Source organism: Martelella mediterranea DSM 17316, from assembly GCF_002043005.1.
In the GTDB taxonomy this organism is placed as follows: domain Bacteria; phylum Pseudomonadota; class Alphaproteobacteria; order Rhizobiales; family Rhizobiaceae; genus Martelella; species Martelella mediterranea.
The window spans coordinates 112,612-134,789 of sequence record NZ_CP020333.1; the positions used below are offsets into that span (position 1 = coordinate 112,612).

The window sequence follows — 22,178 nt, forward strand, 5'->3', positions numbered from 1 at the left end:
CTGCTATCAGGCCGGAGCGGGCCCTGTGGTGTTGCGGACAACGAGGTGGGTTTCGAGGACGTAGCGCGCCTCGCGGATCGAGCCGGATTGCAGCGCCTCCATCAGCAGGGTGACGGCGAGGCGGCCGGCTTCGGCCGAGCGGTTCGAAACCGAGGTCAGCGCCGGATAGGTGACGGCGCCGAGCACGTCATCGCAGCCGATCAGACTGAAACGCTCCGGTACGGCGACATTGTATTCGGCAAGTCCCGCGAGGATGCCCTGCGCGGTGATGTCATCGAAGGCGATTGCGGCGGTCGCGCCCGTTTCGAGGATGGCGTCAACTGTGCGGTGCCCTGATTGATAGGTTGGAACGATCGGCGGAAGCGCCACGATTTCAAGGCCGAGCTTGCGGGCAGCGCTTCTGAGCGCCGAGCGCCGTTCGCGGTTCGACCACGAGGTGTGCGGGCCGTTGACATAGACTATTTTTCGGTGGCCGAGCTCGGCCAGGTGTTCCGCCGCCTGCCTTACGCCCGATCCGGAATCGATGAGCACGCGGGGGATGCCCTTGATGTCGCGATTGATCAGCACCAGCGGGCGCTGCGCGGCATGAGCAAGGATGCGTTCGTCCGAAAGCCGCGGCGATGCCAGCACCAGCCCCTCGACCTGACCGGCGAAGCGGCCGAGCAGCTTGTCCTCCTGCGCCGGCTTTTCTTCGGTATTGCCAAGGAACACGCAGAAATCGGAACGGTCGGCCTCAAGCTGGGTTGCAGCGATCAGCGGCGGGAAGAACGGGTTGGCGATGTCGGGCACCACAAGGGCGATATTGCCGTGCCGGCCGGTGGAAAGCGCCCGGGCCGTGTGGTTCGGCACATAACCGAGCGCCTGCGCCGCCTTCATGATCCGCTCCACGGTCTCGGGCAGAAGCATGTCGGGATGGCGGAAGGCGCGCGATACGCTGGAGCGCGCCACCCCTGCCTCAGCGGCCACCTGGCTGATGGTGACACCCTTGTCGCGCTTGATCATGGCGGTGCGGCTTTCCTGCGATAATTTTCCCCTGACCATCCTTGTAGAATACTTGCAACGGTTTCGGCTACTCGCTTGCTTGACATGCAACCGGTTGCATGGAATGTTGCCAACAAGATTGATGCCTGAACCGGCCGTGAAGCGCCTCCAGGTTCGCTGCTCGCCGTTATGGAGACTGACTTGACGATCGCAGAACGCTCCCACCCCGCGCCGGTCCCGCAACCGCTGACGCTGCGTCAACACGGCGCCCTTCTGGTCAAGAGTTTCGAGGACCGTGCCGGCATGGGCGCGGCGGCGGCGGCCGATATCGCGGCGGCCCTGCGCGCGCGGATCGCCAATCGCGGCGCGGTGCGGATGGTTTTCGCCGCCGCCCCCAGCCAGGCCGAGGCGCTCGCCACGCTTGTCGCCGCGCCGGGGATCGACTGGTCGCGCGTCACCGCCTTTCACATGGACGACTATATCGGCCTTGCCGCCGATCATCCTTCCGGTTTTGCCAACTGGCTCGACGCTTATCTCTTTTCCAGAGTGCGGTTTGCTGCGGTCCATCGCCTCGATCCGGGCGATGATCCGGAGGGTGCTGCGGCACGCTATGCGGATAAGATGGCCGAGGCGCCTATCGATTTCGTGGTGCTCGGCATCGGCGAAAACGGCCATATCGCGTTCAACGACCCGCCGGTCGCCGATTTTGACGATCCGCTCGATGTGAAGCCCGTAGCGCTCGACGATGTCTGCCGCACGCAGCAGGTCAATGACGGCTGCTTTCCCGATTTCGATTCCGTGCCGCGGGAGGCGCTGACGCTCACCGTGCCGCGCCTGATGCGTGCGGACCGCCTGTTCTGTCTCGTGCCGGGTGCAAACAAGCGCGAGGCCGTGCGCGGCACGCTGTATGGCGCGGTTGAAACCGCCTGCCCGGCGAGTATCCTGCGCACCCATTCCGCCTGCACCCTATATCTCGACAGGGATTCCGACCCAGATGCCCGATAGCACACCCCGGATCGACGCCGATCGCTTCTGCGAACAATATCTCGCCTCCGTCCATGATCTGATGACGCGGGTGATGCGCGAGGAGCGCGAGGCGCTCGACGCCGCCGCGGACAAGCTCGCCGACCAGGTGGCCGCCGACCGGCTGATCCATATCTTCGGGCCGGGCGGTCATTCCAATCTGGCTTCCCAGGAAGTGTTCTTCCGCGCCGGCGGACTGATGCATATCAGCGCGATCCTTGATGAGGGCACGCTGCTTTCCAACGGCGCGCTTCGCTCCATGGCGATCGAGCGGCTTCCGGGTTATGGCAGGATCGTGATTGCCGATCGCGGGTTGGGCGAGGCCGATCTGCTCATCCTCGTCAATGCGTATGGCATCAACGCCGCGCTGATCGATGCGGCGCTGGAGGCCCGGCGGCGCGGGGCCTTCGTGATCGGCGTTTCATCGCGTGAGCACGCCGCCAACTCCGCGCCGGAACACCCCGCCAGACATCCGACAAGGCAGAACCTGCACGACATCGTCGATATCGCCATTGATACCAAGGTGCCGATCGGCGATGCCGTTGTCAGCCTGCCGGGCATGGGCGAGAACATTGCCGCCATATCCACCTTCGCCAACGCCTTCACGCTCAACAATCTGATGATCCGCACGGTCGCCAAGCTGGTGGAGCGAGGGATAGAGCCGCCGGTCTGGCGCTCCGGCAATGCACCTGGCGGCGACGAGGCCAACAGCCGGTTCATCGGCGCTTTTCGGGACCGGGTGAGGGCGCTTTGAGCCATGCCGTCAAAGGCATCGACGCCCTGACGGGCAGGCCGCTTTCCCTGGAAATCCTGAACGGGCGGATTGCCGCGATCGGCGAGGCCAGCGGAGCGTCGAACCTTTATCTTGCGCCGGGATTGATCGACCTCCAGGTGAACGGCTATGCCGGGTTCGACGTCAATGCCGGCGGGGTGACGCCGGACCTGATGCTGTCGCTCTGCCAGGCGCTCGCCGCTGTCGGGGTCACCACATGGCTGCCGACGATCATCACGGCGTCGGAGGCCTCCATCACGGCGGCACTTTCCGCAATTGCCGCAGCGCGCAAAGCCGAGCCGCTGGTGGCGGATATGGTGCCGGGCGTCCATGTCGAGGGCCCCTCTATTTCGACCGTCGACGGACCGCGCGGCGCGCATCCGCTGGCCCATGTCCGTCCGCCTTCGATCGAAGAGTTCGAACGCTGGCAGGCGGCGTGCGACGGGCTGGTGATCATGGTCACGCTGGCGCCCGAGCATGAAGGCGCTTGCGCCTATATCGCGGCGCTTGCCGCGCGTGGCGTCCATGTCGCCATCGGCCATACGGCCGCGACGGCGGAAGAGATACATGCCGCGGCGGAGGCCGGTGCGCGGATCTCCACCCATCTCGGCAATGGGGCTGCAAGCCTGTTGCCGCGCCATCCGAACTTCATTTGGGCGCAGCTTGCCGATGATCGGCTTTGCGCCGGCCTGATCGCCGATGGCCACCATCTGCCCGCCGATACGCTGAAGGCGATGCTGCGTGCCAAGGGTCGCGATCGCGCCTTTCTGGTCTCCGACACGGTGGCGCTCGCGGGCATGCCGGCCGGTATGTATCACCAGCCCGTCGGCGGCGATGTCGCGGTCTCGGATGAGGGCCGCGTCAGCCTTGCCGGAACGCCCTATCTGGCGGGCGCTGGCCATCCACTGGCGACCGATATCGCAAGGGCCGTCGCCATGACCGGCCTGCCACTTGCCGAAATCCTGCCGCTAGCCACACTTAATTCCGGTCGTTTCGTCGGCGGGCGCGGCGTTCTGGACGTTGGGGCGCGTGCGGACTTTATCCGCTTCGCCTGGAAGCAGGGCGACGACGCGCTCGATATCAGCGAGACCTGGGTTGCAGGAAAGAAGGTGTTTGAGCGATGATCCAAGCTGGCGCCGCTGTCATCGATATCACGCCGCCGCCGGGGCTTGCCATGTCGGGATTTGCCGCACGCTGCGGGCCGGCGGAGGGTGTGCATGATCGGCTGACGGCGCGGGCGCTGGCGATCGGCGACACCGCCATCGTCGTGGCGGATGTGATCGGCATCGATGCCGCCATGGCGGCCCGGATACGCAAGCGCTCTGTCCTGCTGGCCGACAGTATCGTTGTCGCCGCGCTGCACAATCATGGCGGTCCTCCCTCCATGGCCGGCCGGCTCAGTATCGCCGCCGATCCGGCCTTTCTGGAACGGCTGGAGGATGCCTGCGTTGCGGCGCTCGACAAGGCTGCGGCATCCCGAAAACCGGCGCGGCTCGAGATTGCCGAGGGCGTCGATCCAGATGTCGGGCGCAACCGCCGCCACGTCGGCGGCCCGGTCGATCGGGCTCTGCCGCTGCTGCGGGCGCGCGGCGCGGAGGATGGGCGGACCATCGCGTTTCTCATTTCCTATGCCTGCCACCCGGTGGTGCTCGGCGCCGACAATCTGCAATGGACAGCCGACTATCCGCACTTCGTGCGCCACGCGCTGGAAGAGGCGGAGCCCGGTGCGGTGGCGCTGTTTCTGACCGGCTGCGTTGGCGATGTGAATACAGGCCATTCCGCCGCCGCTTCGGTTTCGCTCGCCCGTGATGAGGCCCGCACCTATGCCGCGGCCGCACGCATCGGCCGCAAGATTGCCGCCTGCGCCCTTCAGGCGCCGGCACGGCCGGTCAATGGCCCCGTTGCGGCCGTCTCCGGCGTTGTCACGCTCGACTTCCAGCGGCGCGAAACCGTGCCAGTCGCGGATCTTGCGCAAGCATGGTCAAAAGAACGCGAAACGGCGGAGCCGGCACGCAGGAGCCTGCTCGGCTACTGGATAGAATGGGCGCAAACGGTTGCACGTTCAGCGCCGGAACCGCTCTCGGCGCGCGTGACGGTCTTCGACTGGGGCGGCGTTTTGCTGATTGCGCTTCCGGGAGAAATCTTTGCTGAAACGGCGCTCTTCCTGCGCACCCTGCCGGGCGTCGGCGCGGGGGCCTTCCTTGTCGGCTTCGCCGAGGACAATCCCGGCTATATTCCGCCGGAAAGCGAGTATGTCCATGGCGGATATGAGGTTGACGAGGCGCATCGCTACTATGGCCAGTCCATGAGCTTCGCGCCGGGATCGGCCGAGGCGCTGGCGCAATGCGCGGCGGCTCTCGTTGGAGGGGCGGCAGAGAATTCCCGTAGCGGCTGACGCGGCGGGAAAGTGCGGTTTCGTGTCGCTTGACACGCAACCGGTTGCATGAGAACGTGTTTGATAAAATCAAAATGGGGAACCCGATCATGAAATGCACATCATCCAGTCACGCGAAATCCGTACGTCTTCTCGGCCTCGGCGTTGCCACCGGAACGTTGATGCTGGGCAGCCTGTCGGCCGCCTCGGCCGAAACCCTGACGATCTGGGGCGGCTATCCGGAAATGGCGCCGTTCTACGAACACGTTGCAGAGGGCATGAAGGACGAATATCCCGATCTCGACGTCAATATCGAGACGATCGCTTTGCGCGAGCATGAGAAACGCGTCGCCCTCGGGCTGACCTCGGGCGGCAACGGCACCATGGTGATCGAGCTCGCCGGTTCCACTGCCACCCGCTATCTCGAAAACGACCTGCTGCCGGCCGCACCTGAAGAGATGGCCGAATTCGTCAAGGATCCTGCCAATTTCGGTGCGTTCTTCTCGAATACGGCAAGCTATGACGGCACGGTCTACGGCATGCCGCTGTTTCGCGGACAAGGCGCCCTGTTCTACAACACCGACATGTTCGCCGCCGCCGGCCTCACCGAGCCGCCGCAGACCATGGAGGATTTCACCGACTACGCCGTGAAGCTGACCGAGCGTGATGCTTCCGGCAAGCCCGAAGTCTCGGGCTGGAGCCTCCGGCTCTCTGGCGGCGGTCAGGGTATTGCCGAAAAGTTCTGGATCAATCTATTCCAGTATGGCGGGTCGCTGCTGGTCGAGACCGATGACGGCATGTGGAAGCCGGATTTCGCCAATGAGGCCGGCCGCAAGGCGCTCGGGCAGTATCTCGACAACATCTATGTCGAGAAGACGGTGACACCCGAAATGCCGGCCGATGCCGACGCATTCGAGCGCGGCCAGACGGCCATGTTCATCCGCGAATCCTGGGTTATCGGCGATATCGCCGCCAAGGCGCCGGACCTGAACTATGCCACCGCCCCGCTGCCCGTCGGATCGATCGCGCTGCCGACAAACCTCTATGTTTCCGGAGACAACCAGGATCTCGGCTGGGCCTTCGCGAAGGCGGCCAACGAGCCCGAAAATCTCGTCTGGTTGCTCGAGAATATCGGCTGGCTGCCGAACCGCTCCGGCATCGACTACTCGTCGGTCACCGATCAACAGCCGGCCTTCGCCGCCTTTGTAGACTATCCGGAAGGCTACGAATTCTTCACGCTGCCCTCCATCGGCCCGATCGAGGAAATCCTGACGCGGGTTGCAGCGCAGCTCGTCGAGGCCTTCGGCAACCCCTCGCTTGCCGGCGACGATGCCGCGATCGACGCGGTTCTGGCCGAGGCGAGTGCGGAAGTCGAGAAGATCCTCGACCGCGAAGGCCTGCTTGCCAAATAAGCCGGTTCGGTTTCTCATATGAATGCCGTCTCCGGGACCGACGCGTTCCGGAGACGATTGCCCGCCCGGCGGGCGCGTGCCGGCAGCCGCAGGGTTTGCCGCCGGTCGGATTTCTCACGATAGGCCTTGCACCATGCTAAAACGCAAGCGATGGATTTTCGCGATCCTTGCACTCCTGCCGACACTGGCGATCTTCGCCTATGTGCGGATGTATCCGATCATCGACATCCTGAGGCTCAGCCTTCACCGCTGGAACATCCTGTCGAAGAACAAGCCGTTCATCGGGCTTGAGAATTTCCGTGAGCTGATGAGCGACAACCTGTTTCTCACCTCGCTGATGAACACGACGATCATCGCCTTCGGCGTGCTCGCGATCACGATCCCGCTCGGCATGGTTATCGCCGCGCTGATCTTCCATCGCACCCGCACGCGCATGTCAGGCTTTTACGAAACCTCGATCTTCATTCCGCACATCGTCTCGCTGGTGCCGGCGGCGATGGCCTGGAAGTGGATCTTCGATGCGCGCCTCGGCCCGCTCAACGCGCTCCTGTCGGCCTTCGGCATCGAGCCGCAGGCCTGGCTGTTCGATCCGGTGCTGTCGGTCGTCTGTGTAATCGTGCTGTGTTCGTGGCAGGCGCTGGGATACGCGGTGCTGATCTACCTCGTCGGCTTCAAGAACCTGCCCGTCTCGCTCTATGAGGCGGCGAAGCTTGACGGCGCTTCGGGTCCGAAATCCTTCTGGTATCTCTCTATACCGATGCTGAAGCCGATCACGCTCTATGTCTCGGTGGTGACGCTGGTTTCCGGCTTCAATGTCTATGCCCAGCCCTTCGTGCTCGCCTCCGACAGCCAGGGCGCGCCCGGCCGGCAGGTGCGTGTTCTGGTGCTCGACATGCTGGAAAACAGCTTCCGCAACTATCGCGTCGGCTATGCGGCGTCCGAAGCGGTCGTGCTGCTGGTCATCGTGCTGGTGCTGACGCTCATCCAGTTCACCATGTTGCGCGAGAAGGGCAAGGCATGACCGATTTCGCCGAACTGACCGAAGCGGAGCACGCCGCCGGGCGGCGGCTGAGAGCCCGCAAGCGCGCCGTCAACATCGCAATCGACGTGTTCCTGACGCTGTTTTCGATCGCCATGCTGCTGCCGCTGGTGTTCCTCATCGCCAATGCGTTCAAGACGCCGGCCGAAATGCTTGCCTGGCCGCCAACCATCGTGCCGCATGATCCGACGCTTGAGAATTTCAGGGCCGTGCTCGGCGAAACGCCGCTGTTGCGCTGGATCCTCAACAGCGTGTTGTTTGCGATCATGTCGTCGATCGCGATCATCGCGACCTCGTCGATCGCCGGCTACATCTTTGCGAAGTTCCGCTATCGCAGCCTCAACGTCATCTTCGCGCTGTTCCTCGCAACCGCCATCGTGCCGTTCGAGGTCTATATGATCCCGCTCTATTTCCAGGTCAAAAGCCTTGGTCTGCTCAACTCGGTCTGGGGGCTGCTGATCGGCTATCTGGTGATGAGCTTCGGTATCTTCCTGATCCGCCAAAACGTCATTCATTCCATACCGGACGAGCTTCTGGAGGCTGCAAGGCTTGATGGCGCGAGCGAATTCTGGATTTTCGTCCATGTCGTCTTTCCGCTGCTCAGAGGCGCGCTCGGAGCGCTCGGCGTACTCGCCTTCTTCCAGGCATGGACGGCCTTTGCCTGGCCGATGATCGTCGCCACGACCCGGTCGAGCTATACGATCGAGGTCGGGCTGGCGCTGTTCCAGACGGGCTATACCGTCGATCTCGGCAAGCTCTCCGCTGCATCGGCGACAGTGCTGATTCCCTCCGTCATCACCTTCATGATCCTGCGCCGCAATTTCGTGCAGGGCGTGGCCAGCACCGGGATGAAGGAATAACGATGGATTTTCTGGAGCGCGCGGTGGCGCTTTATTCGGCGATCAATGCGCACACCGCTTACTGGATGCTGGCGCGGCCGGCGATCGGCCCGGGCTTCATCAACACCAAGATGAACCCGATCACGCTTGCCGATTATGGTGATGCCGACGGCTTGCGTGGTCCGGCCTTCACCTATGGCTGGATCCAGGGCCGCGGGCTTGAGGCGCTGGCGACCCATGCCACCTGGTTCGAAAGCGAACTGCCGCCGCTTGGCGCCAAGATCGATGCCACGGCCCGGACGCTGATGTCGGCGCTGGATGGCCTTCGCGAGGCCGATGGCCATGTCTATTTCTGCTACGACGCCGACATGGTGCCGGTGCGCGGGAGTGGATCAGCCGATCTGCTGCCGCAAGAGCGCCCGGCCGATATCTTCACCTATTCGGATGCCTTTGCCGCCAAGGGGCTGGTTGCGGCCAAAAGCCGTTACGCGCCGGCGGAAGCCGGTGATACGCTCGCTGCCTTCGATCGGGTGATTTCCGCCATCGAGGATGGCCGTTTCCAGATGGATGAAAAGCAGCCGCTTTCTGCGGAAAGCCTCGCCGATCAGGCCGATGATTTCGGTCCGCGCATGATCCTGCTGGGCGCAGCGGGAATGCTCGACCGCCTCGGCCATGCGGGACATCTTTCCTATGCCGACCGTTTCATCGCCCATGTCCTTTCCCGCCATTTCGATCCGGCCGCCGGCTTGCTGCGCAATGTACCGGGCGAAGATGCCTGCAATGTCGGCCACGGCATCGAATTCGTCGGCTTCGCGCTTGATTACCTGATCGGCAGGGACATTGCCCCCGACCTCCTGAACACGCTGGAGACGATCCTGCTGTCGTCCTTCGAAAAAGGCTTTGTCGGGCCGGGGCTCGCGCTCTCCGTCTCGTTGAAAACCGGGACAGCGATCAATCCGCTTTGCCCATGGTGGTCGCTGCCGGAGGCGATCCGCGCCGCGGCCCTGCTTTACGAACGCACGGGCAACGCCCGCACCCGCGCCGTCTGGGAAAAGGCGCATGACGCCTTCATCGCGCATTACTGGCGCGGCACCCCGCCCGTCGCCTATCAGACGATGGATGCGGACGGACCGGTGGATTTCGTGCCGGCCACCCCGGATCTCGATCCCAATTATCACACCGGACTGAGCCTGCTTGCCGCCATCGGCGTTGCCGGGCGCGCCGGAACCTCAACTTTTGCCCACGCAGGATAAGACCATGACCTCCGTTGCTATCCAGAATGTCCGCAAGGTCTACGGCGATGTCGAAACCATCAAGGGGGTCTCCGTCGAAGTGCCGGAGGGTGCCTTCGTCGTGCTGGTGGGCCCGTCGGGCTGCGGCAAGTCCACGCTTTTGCGGATGATCGCCGGTCTGGAAGACATCTCCGGCGGCGTGATCCGCATCGGCGGCAAGGTCATCAATGATGTCGAACCGAAGAACCGCGATATCGCCATGGTGTTCCAGAATTACGCGCTCTATCCGCACATGACGATCGCCGAGAACATGGGCTTCTCGCTGAAGCTCGCCAAGCGGCCGAAGGCGGAGATCGAGACGCGCGTCGCCGATGCCGCCCGCATCCTCGGCCTGACGGACTATCTCAAGCGCTATCCCAAGCAGCTTTCCGGCGGCCAGCGTCAGCGCGTTGCCATGGGCCGCGCCATCGTGCGCGATCCGAAGGTCTATCTATTCGACGAGCCGCTTTCCAACCTCGATGCCAAGCTTCGCGTGCAGATGCGCGCCGAGCTGAAGGACATCCATACGCGGTTCCGCACCACCACCGTCTACGTCACCCACGATCAGATCGAGGCGATGACCATGGCCGACCAGATCGTGGTGATGCGTGACGGCGTGATCGAGCAGGTCGGCACACCGCTCGACATCTACGACTATCCGGCGAATGTCTTCGTCGCGAGCTTCATCGGCTCGCCGGCGATGAATTTCTTCGATGGCACGGTAAGCGAAGACGGCAGGGCGGTGCTGACCGCGGACGGTATCGCGCTGCCGCTGCCCGAAAGCGTGAAACCCGCGGCAGGCCTTGCCGTGCGCTATGGCATACGACCGGAGAAACTTTTTCTGGCCGATAGCGAAGCCGGCAGCATTGCGATGTCGGTCAAGTCCGTCGAGCCGACCGGTTCGGAAACCTTCATCAAGGGGGTGCTCGGCAGTCAGCAGATTTCCGTTCAACTGCGCGAGCGCGCAAGCGTGGCACCCGGTGATACGCTTAGCCTGCGCTACGCCATCGCGGATGCCCATCTCTTCGACGCAAGGACAGAGGCAGCGATCCGCTAGACCCACCTTCTTGCGATCCTGACCGGCGGCATGCTGCGGGGGGCAGTCTTGCGGTTTGACCGTAAACCAGCCGGGCCTGGGTGTTATGGATCGACGAGATTGACCTGCTGTCTGCGTCGGTAGCGTCTGGGGCTGACGCCGTGGGTCTGTCGGAAAAGCCTGTAGAAGTGGCTGAGGTCCTCAATCCCGCAGGCAAGCGCGATGTCGAGGATCGGCTGGTCGTCGCTCAGGAGCAGCCTGGCGGCGAGCGACATGCGCATGCCGTTCACCCAGGAGGAGGGCGTCTGGCTGACCTGCCACTGAACTTTCATCCGGCAGCGATTAGAGCCTCGGCGGTTTTTGATACGCCAAATGGCGCGGTGTGAGCAACCGCTGGAAACGCGAAGCTTTCATTTTGCGTAGCGTTGGAGCCGGTTGCGGTGATGGTTTCGGCATAGCCTGCCGGGGTCTGGTATCCGAGCGATGAGTGCGGTCGGAAATGGTTGAAATCATCTACCCATTCAGCAATGACGCTTCGGGCATGGTCGAGGCCGAAGAGCAGGCTTTCATTGAGCAGTTCGTCGCGCATCCGACCATTGAAACTCTCGACATAGCCGTTTTGCATCGGCTTTCCAGGTGCGATGTAGTGCCACTCGACATTGTGATCCTTGGACCAGGCGAGGATGGCATTCGAGGTGAATTCCGTGCCGTTGTCTGAGACAATCATGCCGGGCTTGCCGCGCCGCTCGATCAGCGTTGTCAATTCTCGTGCGACACGGCGACCAGAGATCGAAGTATCAGGAATTGCTGCCAGGCATTCGCGCGTCACGTCATCGACGATGTTGAGCACGCGGAAGCGTCTGCCGCAGGCGAACTGATCGTGGACGAAATCCAGCGACCAGCGGGCATTTGCCTGTGCTTCGACGAGGATCGGCGCACGCGTTCCGACAGCACGCCTCCTGGCTTTGCGCTTGCGCACGGAAAGACCTTCCTCCCGATACAGTCGGTAGATGCGATTGACGCCGGACGGCTCTCCATCACGCCGAAGCAAAATGAACAGCCGTCGGTATCCGAAACGCTGCCGCTCATTCGCGAGATCGCGCAGCTTCGTTCGCAGTTCGACCTCCGGCGGTCGGCAAGACCGATACCGAACCGTCTTGCGGTCGGCGGAAATGATTTGGCAGGCCCGCCGTTCCGAAAGACCCATGGAGGCCTTCAGATGCGCAACGGCTTCACGCTTGGCGACGGGCCCTACCATTTTTTTGCTAGAGCGCCGGATAAAAAATAGGAATCGTGGGATTCCCATTTGCGGTGATTGATGATTCACTTGGCCAGGAGGTGCTTCATGGCCAAGACTTATTCTTCCGATCTTCGTTGTCGCGTTGTCGCCTATGTCTAGGCTGGACATTCGCGTCGTGCCGCTGCCCGCCACTTCGGTGTCAGTGAAAGCTTCGCAGTAAAGCTTTTGCAGCGTGTAGCCAAATATGGCTCGTATGCCTCAGGCCGTCGCGGGCGCCCGCGCGGCGGTCGACTTGCTGCCGTCGAACAGTTCCTGATCGACATGGTCGAGGCGCAGCCCGACATCACCATGCCGGAATTGGCCTCGCATCTGTTTGAAACCCATCAGATGAAAGCCGCCCCGGCCGAACTCTCCCGGTTTCTGTGTCGATGCGGCTTCTCGTATAAAAAAAACGCTGCTGGCATCGGAATGCGAACGCGCTGACATAGCCGAAGCACGGCGAACATGGCGGCAGTCGCGTCAGCCGAAGATGCGCGAGCAACCCGGTCGTCTTGTCTTCATCGACGAAACATCCGTCACCACCAAAATGACGCGCCTGCGTGGACGAAGCCGAAAGGGCGACCGCCTCAGGGCGCATGCTCCCTTTGGCCATTGGAGGACGCAGACCTTCATCGCCGCACTGCGCTGCGACGGCTTGAGCGCGCCCTGGATCATAGACAAGGCCATGAACCGCGCCGCCTTCGATACCTATATCGAGACCCAGCTCGCGCCGACACTGTCCAGAGGCGACATTGTCATTCTCGACAATCTGGCTGTTCACAAGAGCGCAAAGGCGGCCGAGTGCCTTCGCCAGAAAGGAGCGTGGTTTCTCTTCCTGCCACCCTACAGCCCCGCTCTCAATCCGATAGAAATGGCCTTTGCAAAACTCAAGGCCCATTTGAGAACCGCAGCCGCCAGAACCTTCGAAGACCTGTGGAGGGCAATTGGCAACATATGCGATCTCTTCAGCCCGGAAGAATGCTGGAACTTCCTCAAAGAGGCTGGATATGCGTACAATTAAATATCCGATGCTCTAGCTTTGGTCATCCAACTCTTCCAAGTCAATTTGATACGCGTCTATATTGCCATTGAGGGGGAAATGCACCTTTTACGCGAGGATACTAGCCATGTGGCGGAACTTGCTGGCAGCATTTCTGGTGGGGCTGGTTGTTGCGGCGCCTGCCACGGCGGGTCTGTTCGTCTGGCTGGGCGGCGGGACGTATTCAGTACGCAACTGTACGCCCTCGGATCGTGCTTGTCTGATCCTCGCAGCCAGCGATACAAAAATAGCATCCTTCAGAGAGCGTCTGGGCGACCAGCAGATCCATTACATTGCCCCGAAGCTTGCCGAAGCCTGGTATCTGGCCGGTCCGCAGACGCGCCTGGAAATTGACCGTATGGTGGAGGACGCCGATGAAGACGGCAAGCTGCGCGCGGCGCTGGACGAGCAGATTGCCCTCGCCCGTCCTCTGCCTGAGTTGACGTTGAGCGAGGCAGCGGCTGCATTGGCCAACGCGGCGCTGCCCAAGGCTGAATCTCAAGATCTACCCGCCTCCTGGACGGTAGACAGTTTTGTGCACGAAGCCCTCGAGCAGGCCATTGTGCGTGGTGAGGGCAAGCAGGCAACGGTCTTCTGGCTGAAACACGTCGACGAGATGTGGGAGCAGGCACCAGATGGATTCCTTCTGATGCAACGTTGGACGGCGCAAAACGATCTTGCGTTGCCACCGGATGGCATCGCGTAAAGGTGTGACCCGCAGAGGGACCACGCGCTCGGATGCTGATGCCGTCGACACCTGAAAAACCTCAAACGCAATCCGCCAGTCGTTCTCTGTCATTTTCGTGCTCATGCCGACCATATTTCCATTGCCTGATCTGCCAATCAACGCCTTCGGTTGACAGAAGCCAGGATGGCCCTATGAATGTTTTTGTAAGGAATAAGGACAAATATATGTCAAAAACAATCATGGCCTTTGGCGATAGCCTGACCTGGGGCACGAACCCCGTTGCCGGCGGAAGGCACGACTACCATGATCGCTGGCCGAGCGTTCTGGAGGCGGGGCTTGGCGCAACCCATCGGGTCGTGGCCGAGGGGCTGGGCGGTCGCACGAGCGCGTTCGACGACCGAACGGCAGCGTTCGATCGCAACGGAGCGCGCGCCTTGCCGATGCTGCTGGCGACGCATTCCCCGCTTGATCTTGTCATCATCATGCTCGGCGCCAATGATCTCAAACCCTATATTTCGCCCACGGTCGATGGCGCCTTTGCGGGAATGTCCAGACTAATCGAAATTGTTCGTTGTTTCCCATATAATTGGGGGATGACGCCGCCGAAGATCATGATTGTTTCGCCGCCGCATTTTTGCATGCGGTCCGATAATCAGGGGCCACAGTCGGGCCGGATTGTCGAGCACAGCCATTTGCTGGCTTCGGGTTACCGCGCAATTGCCGAGGCGCAGAATTGCGCCTTTTTCGATGCCGCGCAGGTGGCCAAGGCCAGTGATGTCGACGGCGTGCACTTGGATGCCGCCAATACCCGTGCGATCGGCGCCGCGTTGATAGAACCGGTCCGCAAGCTCCTTGCTTGACGATGACAGGCGCTTTCTGACGCTCGGACAGTCTGCAGCCGCCGTTCGTTTATGTCTCCGGTTGCAAATTTACAAATTCGTCGTTATTCTCATGATAACTTAACAAATTTCCAGAGATCAACGTGGCCGCCGAAGTGAGCAAACTTGACACCCCTCTCGCTGTTGCGCCCGTAAGAAAGCGCCGGTACGCGGACGAAGTCTATGCGCAAATTCTAATGCAGTTGTCGACAGGACGGTATGCGGTAGGCGACCGATTGCCGACCGAAAAAGAGCTGTCGTCAATGTATAATGTCTCGCGCCCGATTGTGCGCGAAGCGCTTCAGAATTTGCAAAATGACGGGCTGATCAATGCCCGGCGCGGATCCGGAACATTTGTGCTGCGCCTGCCGCCGCGTGAAATAGCGCACTATACGGATGACGCCAGATTCGCCCAATATATGCGTGCCTATGAAGTGCGCCAATGTCTTGAATCGGAGATAGCGCGTCTGGCCGCCCTTCGCATCACCCAGTCGAGATTGCGGCGTCTCCATCAGGTTCTTGAACAGATGGAGGTCGCGCTTCGCACTGGCGAAGGGGCGCTCGAAGCCGACTTCGAATTCCATATGGAGATCGCCCGAGCCAGCGAAAACGATCTTTTCGAGAAGCAGATGATGCTGCTCAAACCCGACATGCTGGGCACCATGCGCATTGCCTCGACGATCACCGGAACCCGTTCGGAGGAGCGGAAAAACAAGGTGCTCAAGGAGCATCGCGACATTTATGACGCCATCAGCACGGGCGATGGCGAGTTGGCGAAACTCTACATGAAATATCACCTCGTCAGCGTTCGCCATCGCATCATCGATCAGGGCAACTGATCCGCATTTCCAAATATCTGATCGCTTCCGCCGTCCTGGGCGGCGTGGTTGTCTACGGCATGCTGAACCCGGCCAAGGAATATGCGACGAGCCAAATAGGTTATTTGAAATAACAAATAATAGGTCCTTTTCACTACGGACCTAATGCTAAAGCTTGCAGAGAGATCTCGGCGCGCATTCAATAATTGTCTGTTTTTGTTAGTTTATTTATATCGACCATCGGTGTGGCTTTCGGCGTGATTGTACGACCAGTGTGACTTGTTATAAAATTTATTGACAATTTTTGCGGCGGCAATAAGGTGCTGCTCGACTCGAGCCAACCGACCGTCAAATACGGTCGTGCAAAGGGCGGCTCACGAAGAGCTTGCGTGGAAAAACGATCCGACCCGTCAAGGCAGGGCGCTTCCAAGGCATCAGAACAGGACAACGTGCATGAAAATATCGTCGATAACCCTGACGCCCATTCAAACCCACCGCCGCACCGGATCGATCAGTTCCCATCTTATTCTCCAGGTCCATACCGATGAGGGCCTGACCGGTCTGGGCGAGATTTCGGATCTCGATTGCTATCGCATGTATATGCCCGATGTGGATGCCGTCAAAATCGGCATCGAGAGGATTGCGCTGGGGAGGGATCCCTTTGCTGTCCAGGCACTCCACAATGAGATGGCAAAGTACCTCCATAATTATTTCCTTTCCGCTCCAAGCTATCCGCCTTTCACGCCGGCTTCGCAGATTGCGGCGGGGATCGACATGGCCTGCTTCGATATTATGGGCAAAGCGCTCGACACGCCGGCGCACACGTTTCTGGGCGGCAAGACCCGGGACGCGATCGAGATTTGCTATCCCCTTTTTCAGGTTAAGGCCGAAGCCGATTATGAGCGTAATCTTGGCTTCATCCAGACGCTTCTGGAGCAAGGCATCTCGCGCTTCCGCTATTATGTCGGCGTCGACTTTGCCAAGGATGAAAAGTTCCTGGCAGCTGTGCGCGATCGCTTTGGCGACGCCGTCCTGCTGAAGGCGCTGGATTTTCAGGCGAAGCACTATTGGAAGGATACCCTCCGGGCTTATGAGCGACTCAAACAATTCGGATTTGAGGTCATAGAAAGCCCAAGTTGGCGCGAAGACTTCGAAGGGATGGCGGAACTGCGCCGCCGCGTGGAGGCCGACGTTTGCGAGCATTGTTCGTCTGCAGCGCAAGCCATGGCGATGATGCGGGCCGGGGCGGTCGATATATTCAATGTCACGGTCAACTCGGGCGGGTTGCTGCAGGTCAAAAAGCTGGCCGCGCTGGCTGAGCTGGCGGGCATCCGCGTTCTGCTCGGAACCACGCAGGAACTCAGTATCGGTACCGCCGCGCATGCGCATCTCGGGGCCTCCATCTCCGAGCTGTCCGTCGCCTCCGACCCTGTGGGGCCATTGCTCTATGCTGAAGACGTGGTGAAGGATCGCATCCAGATTGCGGACAATCGGATCGCGGTCCCGACGGGGCCGGGGCTGGGCGTCGAGCTGGACGAGGATGCGCTGGAGCGATTGCGTGCGCCCCTGGTCGAGTGGGACCGGGCCGCCCACGGTGCCGGATATGTCTCGGAATGAGTTGACCAATTGAATCTAAAAAGGAAATATGTTTTGCAAATTCTTGGTCGAATTCAAGGGTAATGCCGCTCGAGATGTTCTAAAATAAGTTTATAAAAACAAATAGTTATTTATAAATTGACACTTTTATGTTTCGGTTGTTTAGGAAGAAAAGGAGCCGAAATTTATCATTATAAGCGATAAAAATGTAATTTTTGTTTACAACATTTGTGATTGGCAGTAAGGATGAAACGCGCGTCTGGTTTGGCAAGGCAGTTTTGCTCAAGACAGAAGAGAAGACGTGGTTCGTGAGGAGCCAAATGACCGTCCACGAAACCGGTTGATTGAGGAGTAAACCGTGAACAAAATTCTGAAAACATGTCTGCTTGCTTCAGTTCTTTTCGCGCCTGGAATGGCAATGGCTGAGGTGGACTATCCCGCCGATACGGTACGCATGTTCGTGCCCGCGAATCCCGGTGGCGGCACGGATGCCGGCGCGCGCGTTTTTGCCGAGTTCTTCGAGAAACACTCGGATGCAACTGTTGCAATCGTGAATCAGCCCGGTGGCGGCGGCGTCATCGCCGCGCAGTCGGTTGCGCGTGGACCGGAAGATGGTTCAGTGCTGCTGTTTTTCCATGCGGCGTTGCATACAGCCAATCTCTTCGGACAATCCCCTTTTTCCTGGGAATCGTTCACGCCATTGGCAACGACCTCCGCGGTTAACGAAGTCTATGCCGTGCGCTCCGATGTGCCCTATGCGTCGATGAAGGAATTTATCGACTATGCGAAAGCCCATCCGGGCGAACTCAATATCGGCTCGCAACTCGGCGGCACCACGCAGGTCAAGGGTGAAGCGCTCAATGCTGCCACGGGCGGCGCCGTGCGTCTTGTCGATGCGGGAACCGAGAGCGACCGTATTACGGCATTGTTGAGCGAACAGGTCGATGTCATTTCGATGAGCGTTGCCAATGCGAAGCAATATGTTGAGGACGGCCAGATGAAAGTGCTTGCCGTGATCAACAGTCAGCCCGATCCGATGGCGCCCGATTTTCCGACAACCACGGCCGAAGGTCTGGATTTCTCGTTGCCGCTGGTGATGACGGTCTACGGTCCTGAGAAGGTCGATGACGACGTGAAAACGGCGTTCACCCAGATCATCAAGGAGATCGAGGCTGATCCTGAATTCGCAACGGCGTTGCAAAAGCAGGCGCAGGTTCCGGCATTGCGCACGCCTGAACAGGCATCTGAATTCCTCAGCGCCGAGCAGAAGACAATCGCCGGACTTCTGGGCAAATGAAACGCAGCTCCACCGCATTTTCGTGCGGTGGAGCCATTCAGGGAGTTACCGGTGATGGCGGATCGCATCTTTGGCGGTTTCTTCGCTTTGCTTGGATTGGCAATCATTCTATCCACACAGCAGATCGTGCAGAACTTTCCGGGCACTGGCGACCCGGGGCCGCGTATTCTGCCGTATATTATAGGCGCTCTTCTGCTGGTCCTGGGGCTGGCGCTTGCGGTTCAGCGCAGAAAGCCACGAACGGCTGATGACCTTTCCGAAGAGGTGCTCGAGGCGATCCGGTCAGGTCCGGATAATCCGAATGTCGGTATTCAAAAGCCCCCGAGCCCGGTTCGCCGGGTTGGCATCATGCTCGGCTTCGTTGCCTTCATTCCGCTGATTGACGTCCTGGGTTTTTCAATTTCCGCGACGCTTTTCCTGGCCTGGGTCATGAGCCTGATGGACGAGATAACGCTGCGGCGCGTCCTGGTGCGCAGTGCGGCCGCGCTGGTTGTCACCGTAATCCTTGGCCTGCTGATGTCGCACGCTCTCAACCTCTCGGTCCCTGGCGTCTGGTTTTCATAAGGAAACGGCATGTTTGATCTTTTCTTCTCGAGCATGGTCCATCTCTTTGAACCGAAGCTGCTGCTGCTCATGATGATCGGCGTTTCCGTCGGCCTCGTTTTTGGAGCGCTTCCCGGACTGAGTGCGACAATGGCAATCGCCATCATGCTGCCCGTGACCTTCGCGATGCAATCGGATGCCGGCATAGCCATGCTCATCGCCACCTATATTGGCGGCGTATCCGGCGGGCTGGTCTCGGCGACGCTCTTGCGCATTCCAGGGACTCCGAGCTCGATCGCCACCACGTTTGACGGTTACCCGCTTGCCCGCAAGGGCCAGGCCATCAAGGCGCTGGCGACCGGCATGGTGGCAAGTGCGGTGGGCGGTATCCTTGGCCTCATGATTCTTGTGGCATTCGCTCCGGTAATTGCTCGCTTTGCAATTGACTTCGGCGCGGCGGAATATACCGCGTTGACGATCGCCGCCCTTGTATTGGTCGTGGTCCTTTCGGAGGCCAACCTGATAAAAGGTCTGATCGCATCCGTTTTGGGCCTGGGTTTGTCGACCATCGGCTTTGCACCGATCGGCTCGGCCCAGAGGTTCACCTTCGGCAATATCGATCTTTTGTCGGGCATCAGCATTATCCCCTTCATGGTCGGGCTGTTTGCCGTCGCGCAGCTCATCCGCGACATTTCGGAGACCTCCCCGAAGATCGAGGAAAAGCTGGATTTGCGCGGCGGCGGCGTCAAGCTCGCCGAATTCGTTTCCAATGGCGTCAACATGCTCAGATCGGCGGCGATCGGTATTGCCATCGGCGTTCTCCCGGGCATTGGCGGCTCGGCGTCGAACCTGGTGGCCTACGGCGCCGCGCGTTCGGCATCGAAAAGGCCCGAGGAATTCGGCAAGGGCAGTCTGGAAGGCATCTATGCGGCCGAGACCGCCAACAACGCCTCGGTCGGCGGCGCGCTTCTGCCCCTGCTGACGCTCGGCATTCCCGGCGACGGCGTCACAGCCATCCTGATCGGCGGCTTCACCATTCATGGGCTGCAGCCAGGCCCGCTGCTTTACAAGAACGAGCCGGGATTGATCGCCACGATCTATGCGGCCTTTCTGCTGGCGACCCTCGCGCTTCTGGTGGTCCAACTGCTCACCATCCGTATTTTTCCGCGCGTGCTTCTCATTCCCCGCCACTATCTGATTCCAGTGCTGGCGCTGTTGATGGTGGTCGGCGTCTATGTCGGCGAATACCGCACATTCGACCTCTGGATCATGCTGGGCTTTGGCGTGGCAGGCTATGTGCTGGAGCGTTACGGCTTTCCACTCAGCCCGCTGGTTCTGGGCTTCGTCCTCGGCACGATTTTCGAGACAAACTTCAGGCGCGCATTGATGTACTCCGACGGCGACTGGAGCACATTCGTAATCCGGCCAGTCTCCGCCGTGCTGCTCGCTATGGCACTGGCGCTCCTCAGCTATTCGCTTTGGCGCATTTTCAGGCGGCGCAATGGCGTCAGGGCACGCTGACCCCTTTCTCTTTCTCAAGGAGTGTTCAATGACACAAGATCGCCTGAAGCCGGGGGATCTGCGTTCCTCGCGCTGGTTTGCCCCCGACGACCTGCGCAGCTTCGGCCACCGGTCACGGATGATGCAGCTTGGCTATTCCGAAGCTGATTTTCGCGACAAGCCGATCATCGGCATTCTCAACACATGGTCGGAGTTGAACACCTGCCACAGCCATTTTCCCGAGCGGGTCAAAGACGTAAAGCGCGGCGTGGCCCAGGCGGGGGGACTGGCGGTCGAGATTCCGTCGATTTCAGTTGATGAGAGTTTCAGCAAGCCGACATCGATGCTGTATCGCAATCTTCTTGCCATGGAGGCGGAAGAGAATATCCGGGCCCATCCGCTCGACGGTGTTGTGCTGATGGGCGGCTGCGACAAATCCACGCCGGGGCTCGTCATGGGCGCGATCTCGGCTGGCGTGCCGATGATCTATCTGCCAGCCGGTCCGATGCTGCGCGGCAATTATGCGGGCAAGATTCTCGGTTCCGGTTCTGATGCTTGGAAATACTGGGATGAGCGGCGAGCCGGCAATATTTCGGACGCCGAATGGCTGGGGATTCAAGGCGGCATTGCCCGCTCCGCGGGTGTCTGCATGACCATGGGCACGGCGTCGACCATGACGGCGATTGCCGATGCGATGGGGCTCACCTTGCCGGGCGCCTCGTCCATTCCCGCGGTGGATTCCGGCCACATGCGCATGTCTGCCGATTGTGGCCGCCGCATCGTCGAAATGGTTTGGGAGGGGCTGACCCCCGACAAGATCGTAACCGGCGCCTCGGTGCGCAATGCCGCCATCGTGGCGATGGCGACCGGCTGTTCGACCAATGCGGTCGTGCATCTTATCGCCATGGCCCGCCGCGCCGGAGTTCAGCTGGAACTTGATGAACTGGATGCGCTGGGACGGATCACGCCATTGATCGCGAATGTGCGCCCCTCCGGAAAAGACTATCTGATGGAGGATTTCTACTATGCCGGCGGATTGCGCGCCTTGATGAAGCAGATCGAGGATCGGCTGGACACCAGCGCGATCACCGTAACCGGCAAGACCATGGCCGAAAACCTCGAGGGGGCTGTGGTCTATAATGACGACGTCATCCGCCCGCTCTCCAACCCGGTGTACCGGGAAGGCTCGCTGGCGGTTCTGCGGGGCAATCTGTGTCCGGACGGCGCGGTCATGAAGCCCGCGGCCTGCGATCCGAAATATTATCAGCACCAGGGCCCGGCGCTGGTGTTTGACAGCTACCCCGAGATGAAGCGGGCAGTCGATGACGAGACCCTCGATATATCGCCCGACACAGTGATGGTCTTGCGCAATGCCGGCCCACTGGGCGGGCCGGGCTTTCCGGAATGGGGCATGCTGCCCATCCCAAAAGCCCTGATCAAGCAGGGCTATCGCGACATGTTGAGAATCTCTGACGCGCGCATGTCCGGCACGTCCTATGGCGCCTGTATTCTGCATGTCGCGCCGGAGTCATTTGTCGGCGGACCGCTGGCTCTGCTGCGAACCGGCGACATCGTTCGGCTCAATCTTGAGGAGCGACGGCTCGATATGCTCGTCGATGACGCGGAAATCGCCGCCCGCCGTGCCGCCTGGATACCGCCGGAACCGCGATACGGGCGTGGCTATGGCCACATATTTTCCAAGCATGTGACCCAGGCGGACAAGGGGTGCGATTTCGATTTCCTGCAGACGGATTTCGGTCCCGGCGCCGGTGAGCCAGACATTTTTTGAAGGA

At 60.6% G+C, this 22,178-nt stretch carries 19 protein-coding genes and 2 pseudogenes; 18 read left to right on the forward strand and 3 right to left on the reverse strand.

From position 1 onward, the window contains the following. Positions 1 to 6 precede the first annotated feature (6 nt). Positions 7 to 1,002, reverse strand: a complete 996-nt coding sequence (locus tag Mame_RS26205) for a LacI family DNA-binding transcriptional regulator (protein ID WP_018067111.1) — start codon at positions 1,000 to 1,002, stop codon at positions 7 to 9. A gap of 180 nt (positions 1,003 to 1,182) precedes the next feature. Here Mame_RS26205 and Mame_RS26210 point away from each other — a divergent pair, with 180 nt between their 5' ends. From Mame_RS26210 to Mame_RS26250, 9 genes are all read left to right on the forward strand, one after another. Beyond that, the gene (locus tag Mame_RS26210; protein ID WP_018067110.1) at positions 1,183 to 1,986 is read left to right on the forward strand and encodes a 6-phosphogluconolactonase; all 804 of its coding nucleotides are present in this window, start codon (positions 1,183 to 1,185) and stop codon (positions 1,984 to 1,986) included. After that, the gene (locus Mame_RS26215; protein WP_018067109.1) at positions 1,976 to 2,758 is read left to right on the forward strand and encodes a sugar isomerase domain-containing protein; all 783 of its coding nucleotides are present in this window, start codon (positions 1,976 to 1,978) and stop codon (positions 2,756 to 2,758) included. The genes Mame_RS26210 and Mame_RS26215 overlap by 11 nt, the downstream gene beginning before the upstream one ends. After that, a complete protein-coding gene (locus Mame_RS26220; RefSeq protein ID WP_018067108.1) occupies positions 2,755 to 3,900 on the forward strand; it encodes an N-acetylglucosamine-6-phosphate deacetylase in 1,146 nt (381 codons plus the stop codon). Before Mame_RS26215 ends, Mame_RS26220 begins: the two co-directional genes overlap by 4 nt. Continuing rightward, on the forward strand, positions 3,897 to 5,171 hold the full coding sequence (locus tag Mame_RS26225; RefSeq protein WP_018067107.1) for a neutral/alkaline non-lysosomal ceramidase N-terminal domain-containing protein: 1,275 nt from the start codon (positions 3,897 to 3,899) through the stop codon (positions 5,169 to 5,171). Before Mame_RS26220 ends, Mame_RS26225 begins: the two co-directional genes overlap by 4 nt. 89 nt (positions 5,172 to 5,260) lie before the next feature. Then, positions 5,261 to 6,562 carry an extracellular solute-binding protein gene (locus tag Mame_RS26230; RefSeq protein WP_026173876.1) on the forward strand — a complete coding sequence of 434 codons (1,302 nt, stop codon included), beginning with the start codon at positions 5,261 to 5,263 and terminating at the stop codon, positions 6,560 to 6,562. A gap of 133 nt (positions 6,563 to 6,695) precedes the next feature. Continuing rightward, entirely contained in the window at positions 6,696 to 7,583 is an 888-nt protein-coding gene (locus Mame_RS26235) for a carbohydrate ABC transporter permease (protein ID WP_018067105.1), read from the forward strand. Then, positions 7,580 to 8,461 carry a carbohydrate ABC transporter permease gene (locus Mame_RS26240; protein ID WP_018067104.1) on the forward strand — a complete coding sequence of 294 codons (882 nt, stop codon included), beginning with the start codon at positions 7,580 to 7,582 and terminating at the stop codon, positions 8,459 to 8,461. The genes Mame_RS26235 and Mame_RS26240 overlap by 4 nt, the downstream gene beginning before the upstream one ends. 2 nt (positions 8,462 to 8,463) lie before the next feature. Beyond that, positions 8,464 to 9,693: an AGE family epimerase/isomerase gene (locus Mame_RS26245; RefSeq protein ID WP_018067103.1), complete on the forward strand. Its 1,230-nt coding sequence runs from the start codon at positions 8,464 to 8,466 to the stop codon at positions 9,691 to 9,693. 4 nt (positions 9,694 to 9,697) lie between these two features. Then, entirely contained in the window at positions 9,698 to 10,768 is a 1,071-nt protein-coding gene (locus Mame_RS26250; protein ID WP_018067102.1) for an ABC transporter ATP-binding protein, read from the forward strand. 83 nt (positions 10,769 to 10,851) lie between these two features. Here Mame_RS26250 and Mame_RS26255 read toward each other — a convergent pair whose 3' ends face one another. Beyond that, positions 10,852 to 11,079, reverse strand: a complete 228-nt coding sequence (locus Mame_RS26255; RefSeq protein WP_079921081.1) for a helix-turn-helix transcriptional regulator — start codon at positions 11,077 to 11,079, stop codon at positions 10,852 to 10,854. Beyond that, positions 11,076 to 12,014: pseudogene (locus Mame_RS26260) on the reverse strand (IS3 family transposase); the annotation flags it as partial. The gene Mame_RS26255 and the pseudogene Mame_RS26260, both read right to left, overlap by 4 nt. A 78-nt stretch (positions 12,015 to 12,092) precedes the next feature. Between Mame_RS26260 and Mame_RS26265 the strand changes: the two are divergent. The 9 genes and pseudogenes from Mame_RS26265 (at position 12,093) to araD (ending at position 22,174) form a co-directional block, all read left to right on the forward strand. Further along, a pseudogene (locus tag Mame_RS26265) lies at positions 12,093 to 13,047 on the forward strand (IS630 family transposase). 106 nt (positions 13,048 to 13,153) lie between these two features. Next, positions 13,154 to 13,771: a hypothetical protein gene (locus Mame_RS26270; RefSeq protein ID WP_018067179.1), complete on the forward strand. Its 618-nt coding sequence runs from the start codon at positions 13,154 to 13,156 to the stop codon at positions 13,769 to 13,771. A 173-nt stretch (positions 13,772 to 13,944) separates the two neighbouring features. After that, positions 13,945 to 14,613: an SGNH/GDSL hydrolase family protein gene (locus tag Mame_RS26275; protein WP_235726873.1), complete on the forward strand. Its 669-nt coding sequence runs from the start codon at positions 13,945 to 13,947 to the stop codon at positions 14,611 to 14,613. A gap of 122 nt (positions 14,614 to 14,735) precedes the next feature. Next, complete coding sequence (locus tag Mame_RS26280; protein WP_026173886.1) at positions 14,736 to 15,470, forward strand: FadR/GntR family transcriptional regulator; 735 nt, start codon at positions 14,736 to 14,738, stop codon at positions 15,468 to 15,470. A gap of 432 nt (positions 15,471 to 15,902) precedes the next feature. Continuing rightward, positions 15,903 to 17,066 carry a mandelate racemase/muconate lactonizing enzyme family protein gene (locus Mame_RS26285; RefSeq protein ID WP_018067176.1) on the forward strand — a complete coding sequence of 388 codons (1,164 nt, stop codon included), beginning with the start codon at positions 15,903 to 15,905 and terminating at the stop codon, positions 17,064 to 17,066. Between the two features lie 337 nt (positions 17,067 to 17,403). After that, positions 17,404 to 18,342 carry a tripartite tricarboxylate transporter substrate binding protein gene (locus Mame_RS26290; protein ID WP_079921083.1) on the forward strand — a complete coding sequence of 313 codons (939 nt, stop codon included), beginning with the start codon at positions 17,404 to 17,406 and terminating at the stop codon, positions 18,340 to 18,342. Positions 18,343 to 18,396: 54 nt separating this feature from the next. Next, on the forward strand, positions 18,397 to 18,906 hold the full coding sequence (locus Mame_RS26295; protein WP_155122315.1) for a tripartite tricarboxylate transporter TctB family protein: 510 nt from the start codon (positions 18,397 to 18,399) through the stop codon (positions 18,904 to 18,906). Between the two features lie 9 nt (positions 18,907 to 18,915). Continuing rightward, the gene (locus Mame_RS26300) at positions 18,916 to 20,406 is read left to right on the forward strand and encodes a tripartite tricarboxylate transporter permease (protein ID WP_018067173.1); all 1,491 of its coding nucleotides are present in this window, start codon (positions 18,916 to 18,918) and stop codon (positions 20,404 to 20,406) included. Positions 20,407 to 20,434: 28 nt separating this feature from the next. Further along, entirely contained in the window at positions 20,435 to 22,174 is a 1,740-nt protein-coding gene (araD, locus tag Mame_RS26305) for an L-arabinonate dehydratase (RefSeq protein WP_018067172.1), read from the forward strand. Positions 22,175 to 22,178: the final 4 nt, after the last annotated feature.

Excerpts from the sequence above, each read along its gene's own strand:
- Mame_RS26205 (WP_018067111.1), bottom strand. The coding sequence starts at position 1,002 with ATGATCAAGCGCGACAAGGGTGTCACCATCAGCCAGGTGGCCGCTGAG.
- Mame_RS26215 (WP_018067109.1), top strand. The coding sequence starts at position 1,976 with ATGCCCGATAGCACACCCCGGATCGACGCCGATCGCTTCTGCGAACAA.
- Mame_RS26225 (WP_018067107.1), top strand. The coding sequence starts at position 3,897 with ATGATCCAAGCTGGCGCCGCTGTCATCGATATCACGCCGCCGCCGGGG.
- Mame_RS26230 (WP_026173876.1), top strand. The coding sequence starts at position 5,261 with ATGAAATGCACATCATCCAGTCACGCGAAATCCGTACGTCTTCTCGGC.
- Mame_RS26235 (WP_018067105.1), top strand. The coding sequence starts at position 6,696 with ATGCTAAAACGCAAGCGATGGATTTTCGCGATCCTTGCACTCCTGCCG.
- Mame_RS26240 (WP_018067104.1), top strand. The coding sequence starts at position 7,580 with ATGACCGATTTCGCCGAACTGACCGAAGCGGAGCACGCCGCCGGGCGG.
- Mame_RS26245 (WP_018067103.1), top strand. The coding sequence starts at position 8,464 with ATGGATTTTCTGGAGCGCGCGGTGGCGCTTTATTCGGCGATCAATGCG.
- Mame_RS26250 (WP_018067102.1), top strand. The coding sequence starts at position 9,698 with ATGACCTCCGTTGCTATCCAGAATGTCCGCAAGGTCTACGGCGATGTC.
- Mame_RS26255 (WP_079921081.1), bottom strand. The coding sequence starts at position 11,079 with ATGAAAGTTCAGTGGCAGGTCAGCCAGACGCCCTCCTCCTGGGTGAAC.
- Mame_RS26270 (WP_018067179.1), top strand. The coding sequence starts at position 13,154 with ATGTGGCGGAACTTGCTGGCAGCATTTCTGGTGGGGCTGGTTGTTGCG.
- Mame_RS26275 (WP_235726873.1), top strand. The coding sequence starts at position 13,945 with ATGAATGTTTTTGTAAGGAATAAGGACAAATATATGTCAAAAACAATC.
- Mame_RS26285 (WP_018067176.1), top strand. The coding sequence starts at position 15,903 with ATGAAAATATCGTCGATAACCCTGACGCCCATTCAAACCCACCGCCGC.
- Mame_RS26295 (WP_155122315.1), top strand. The coding sequence starts at position 18,397 with ATGGCGGATCGCATCTTTGGCGGTTTCTTCGCTTTGCTTGGATTGGCA.
- Mame_RS26300 (WP_018067173.1), top strand. The coding sequence starts at position 18,916 with ATGTTTGATCTTTTCTTCTCGAGCATGGTCCATCTCTTTGAACCGAAG.
- araD (WP_018067172.1), top strand. The coding sequence starts at position 20,435 with ATGACACAAGATCGCCTGAAGCCGGGGGATCTGCGTTCCTCGCGCTGG.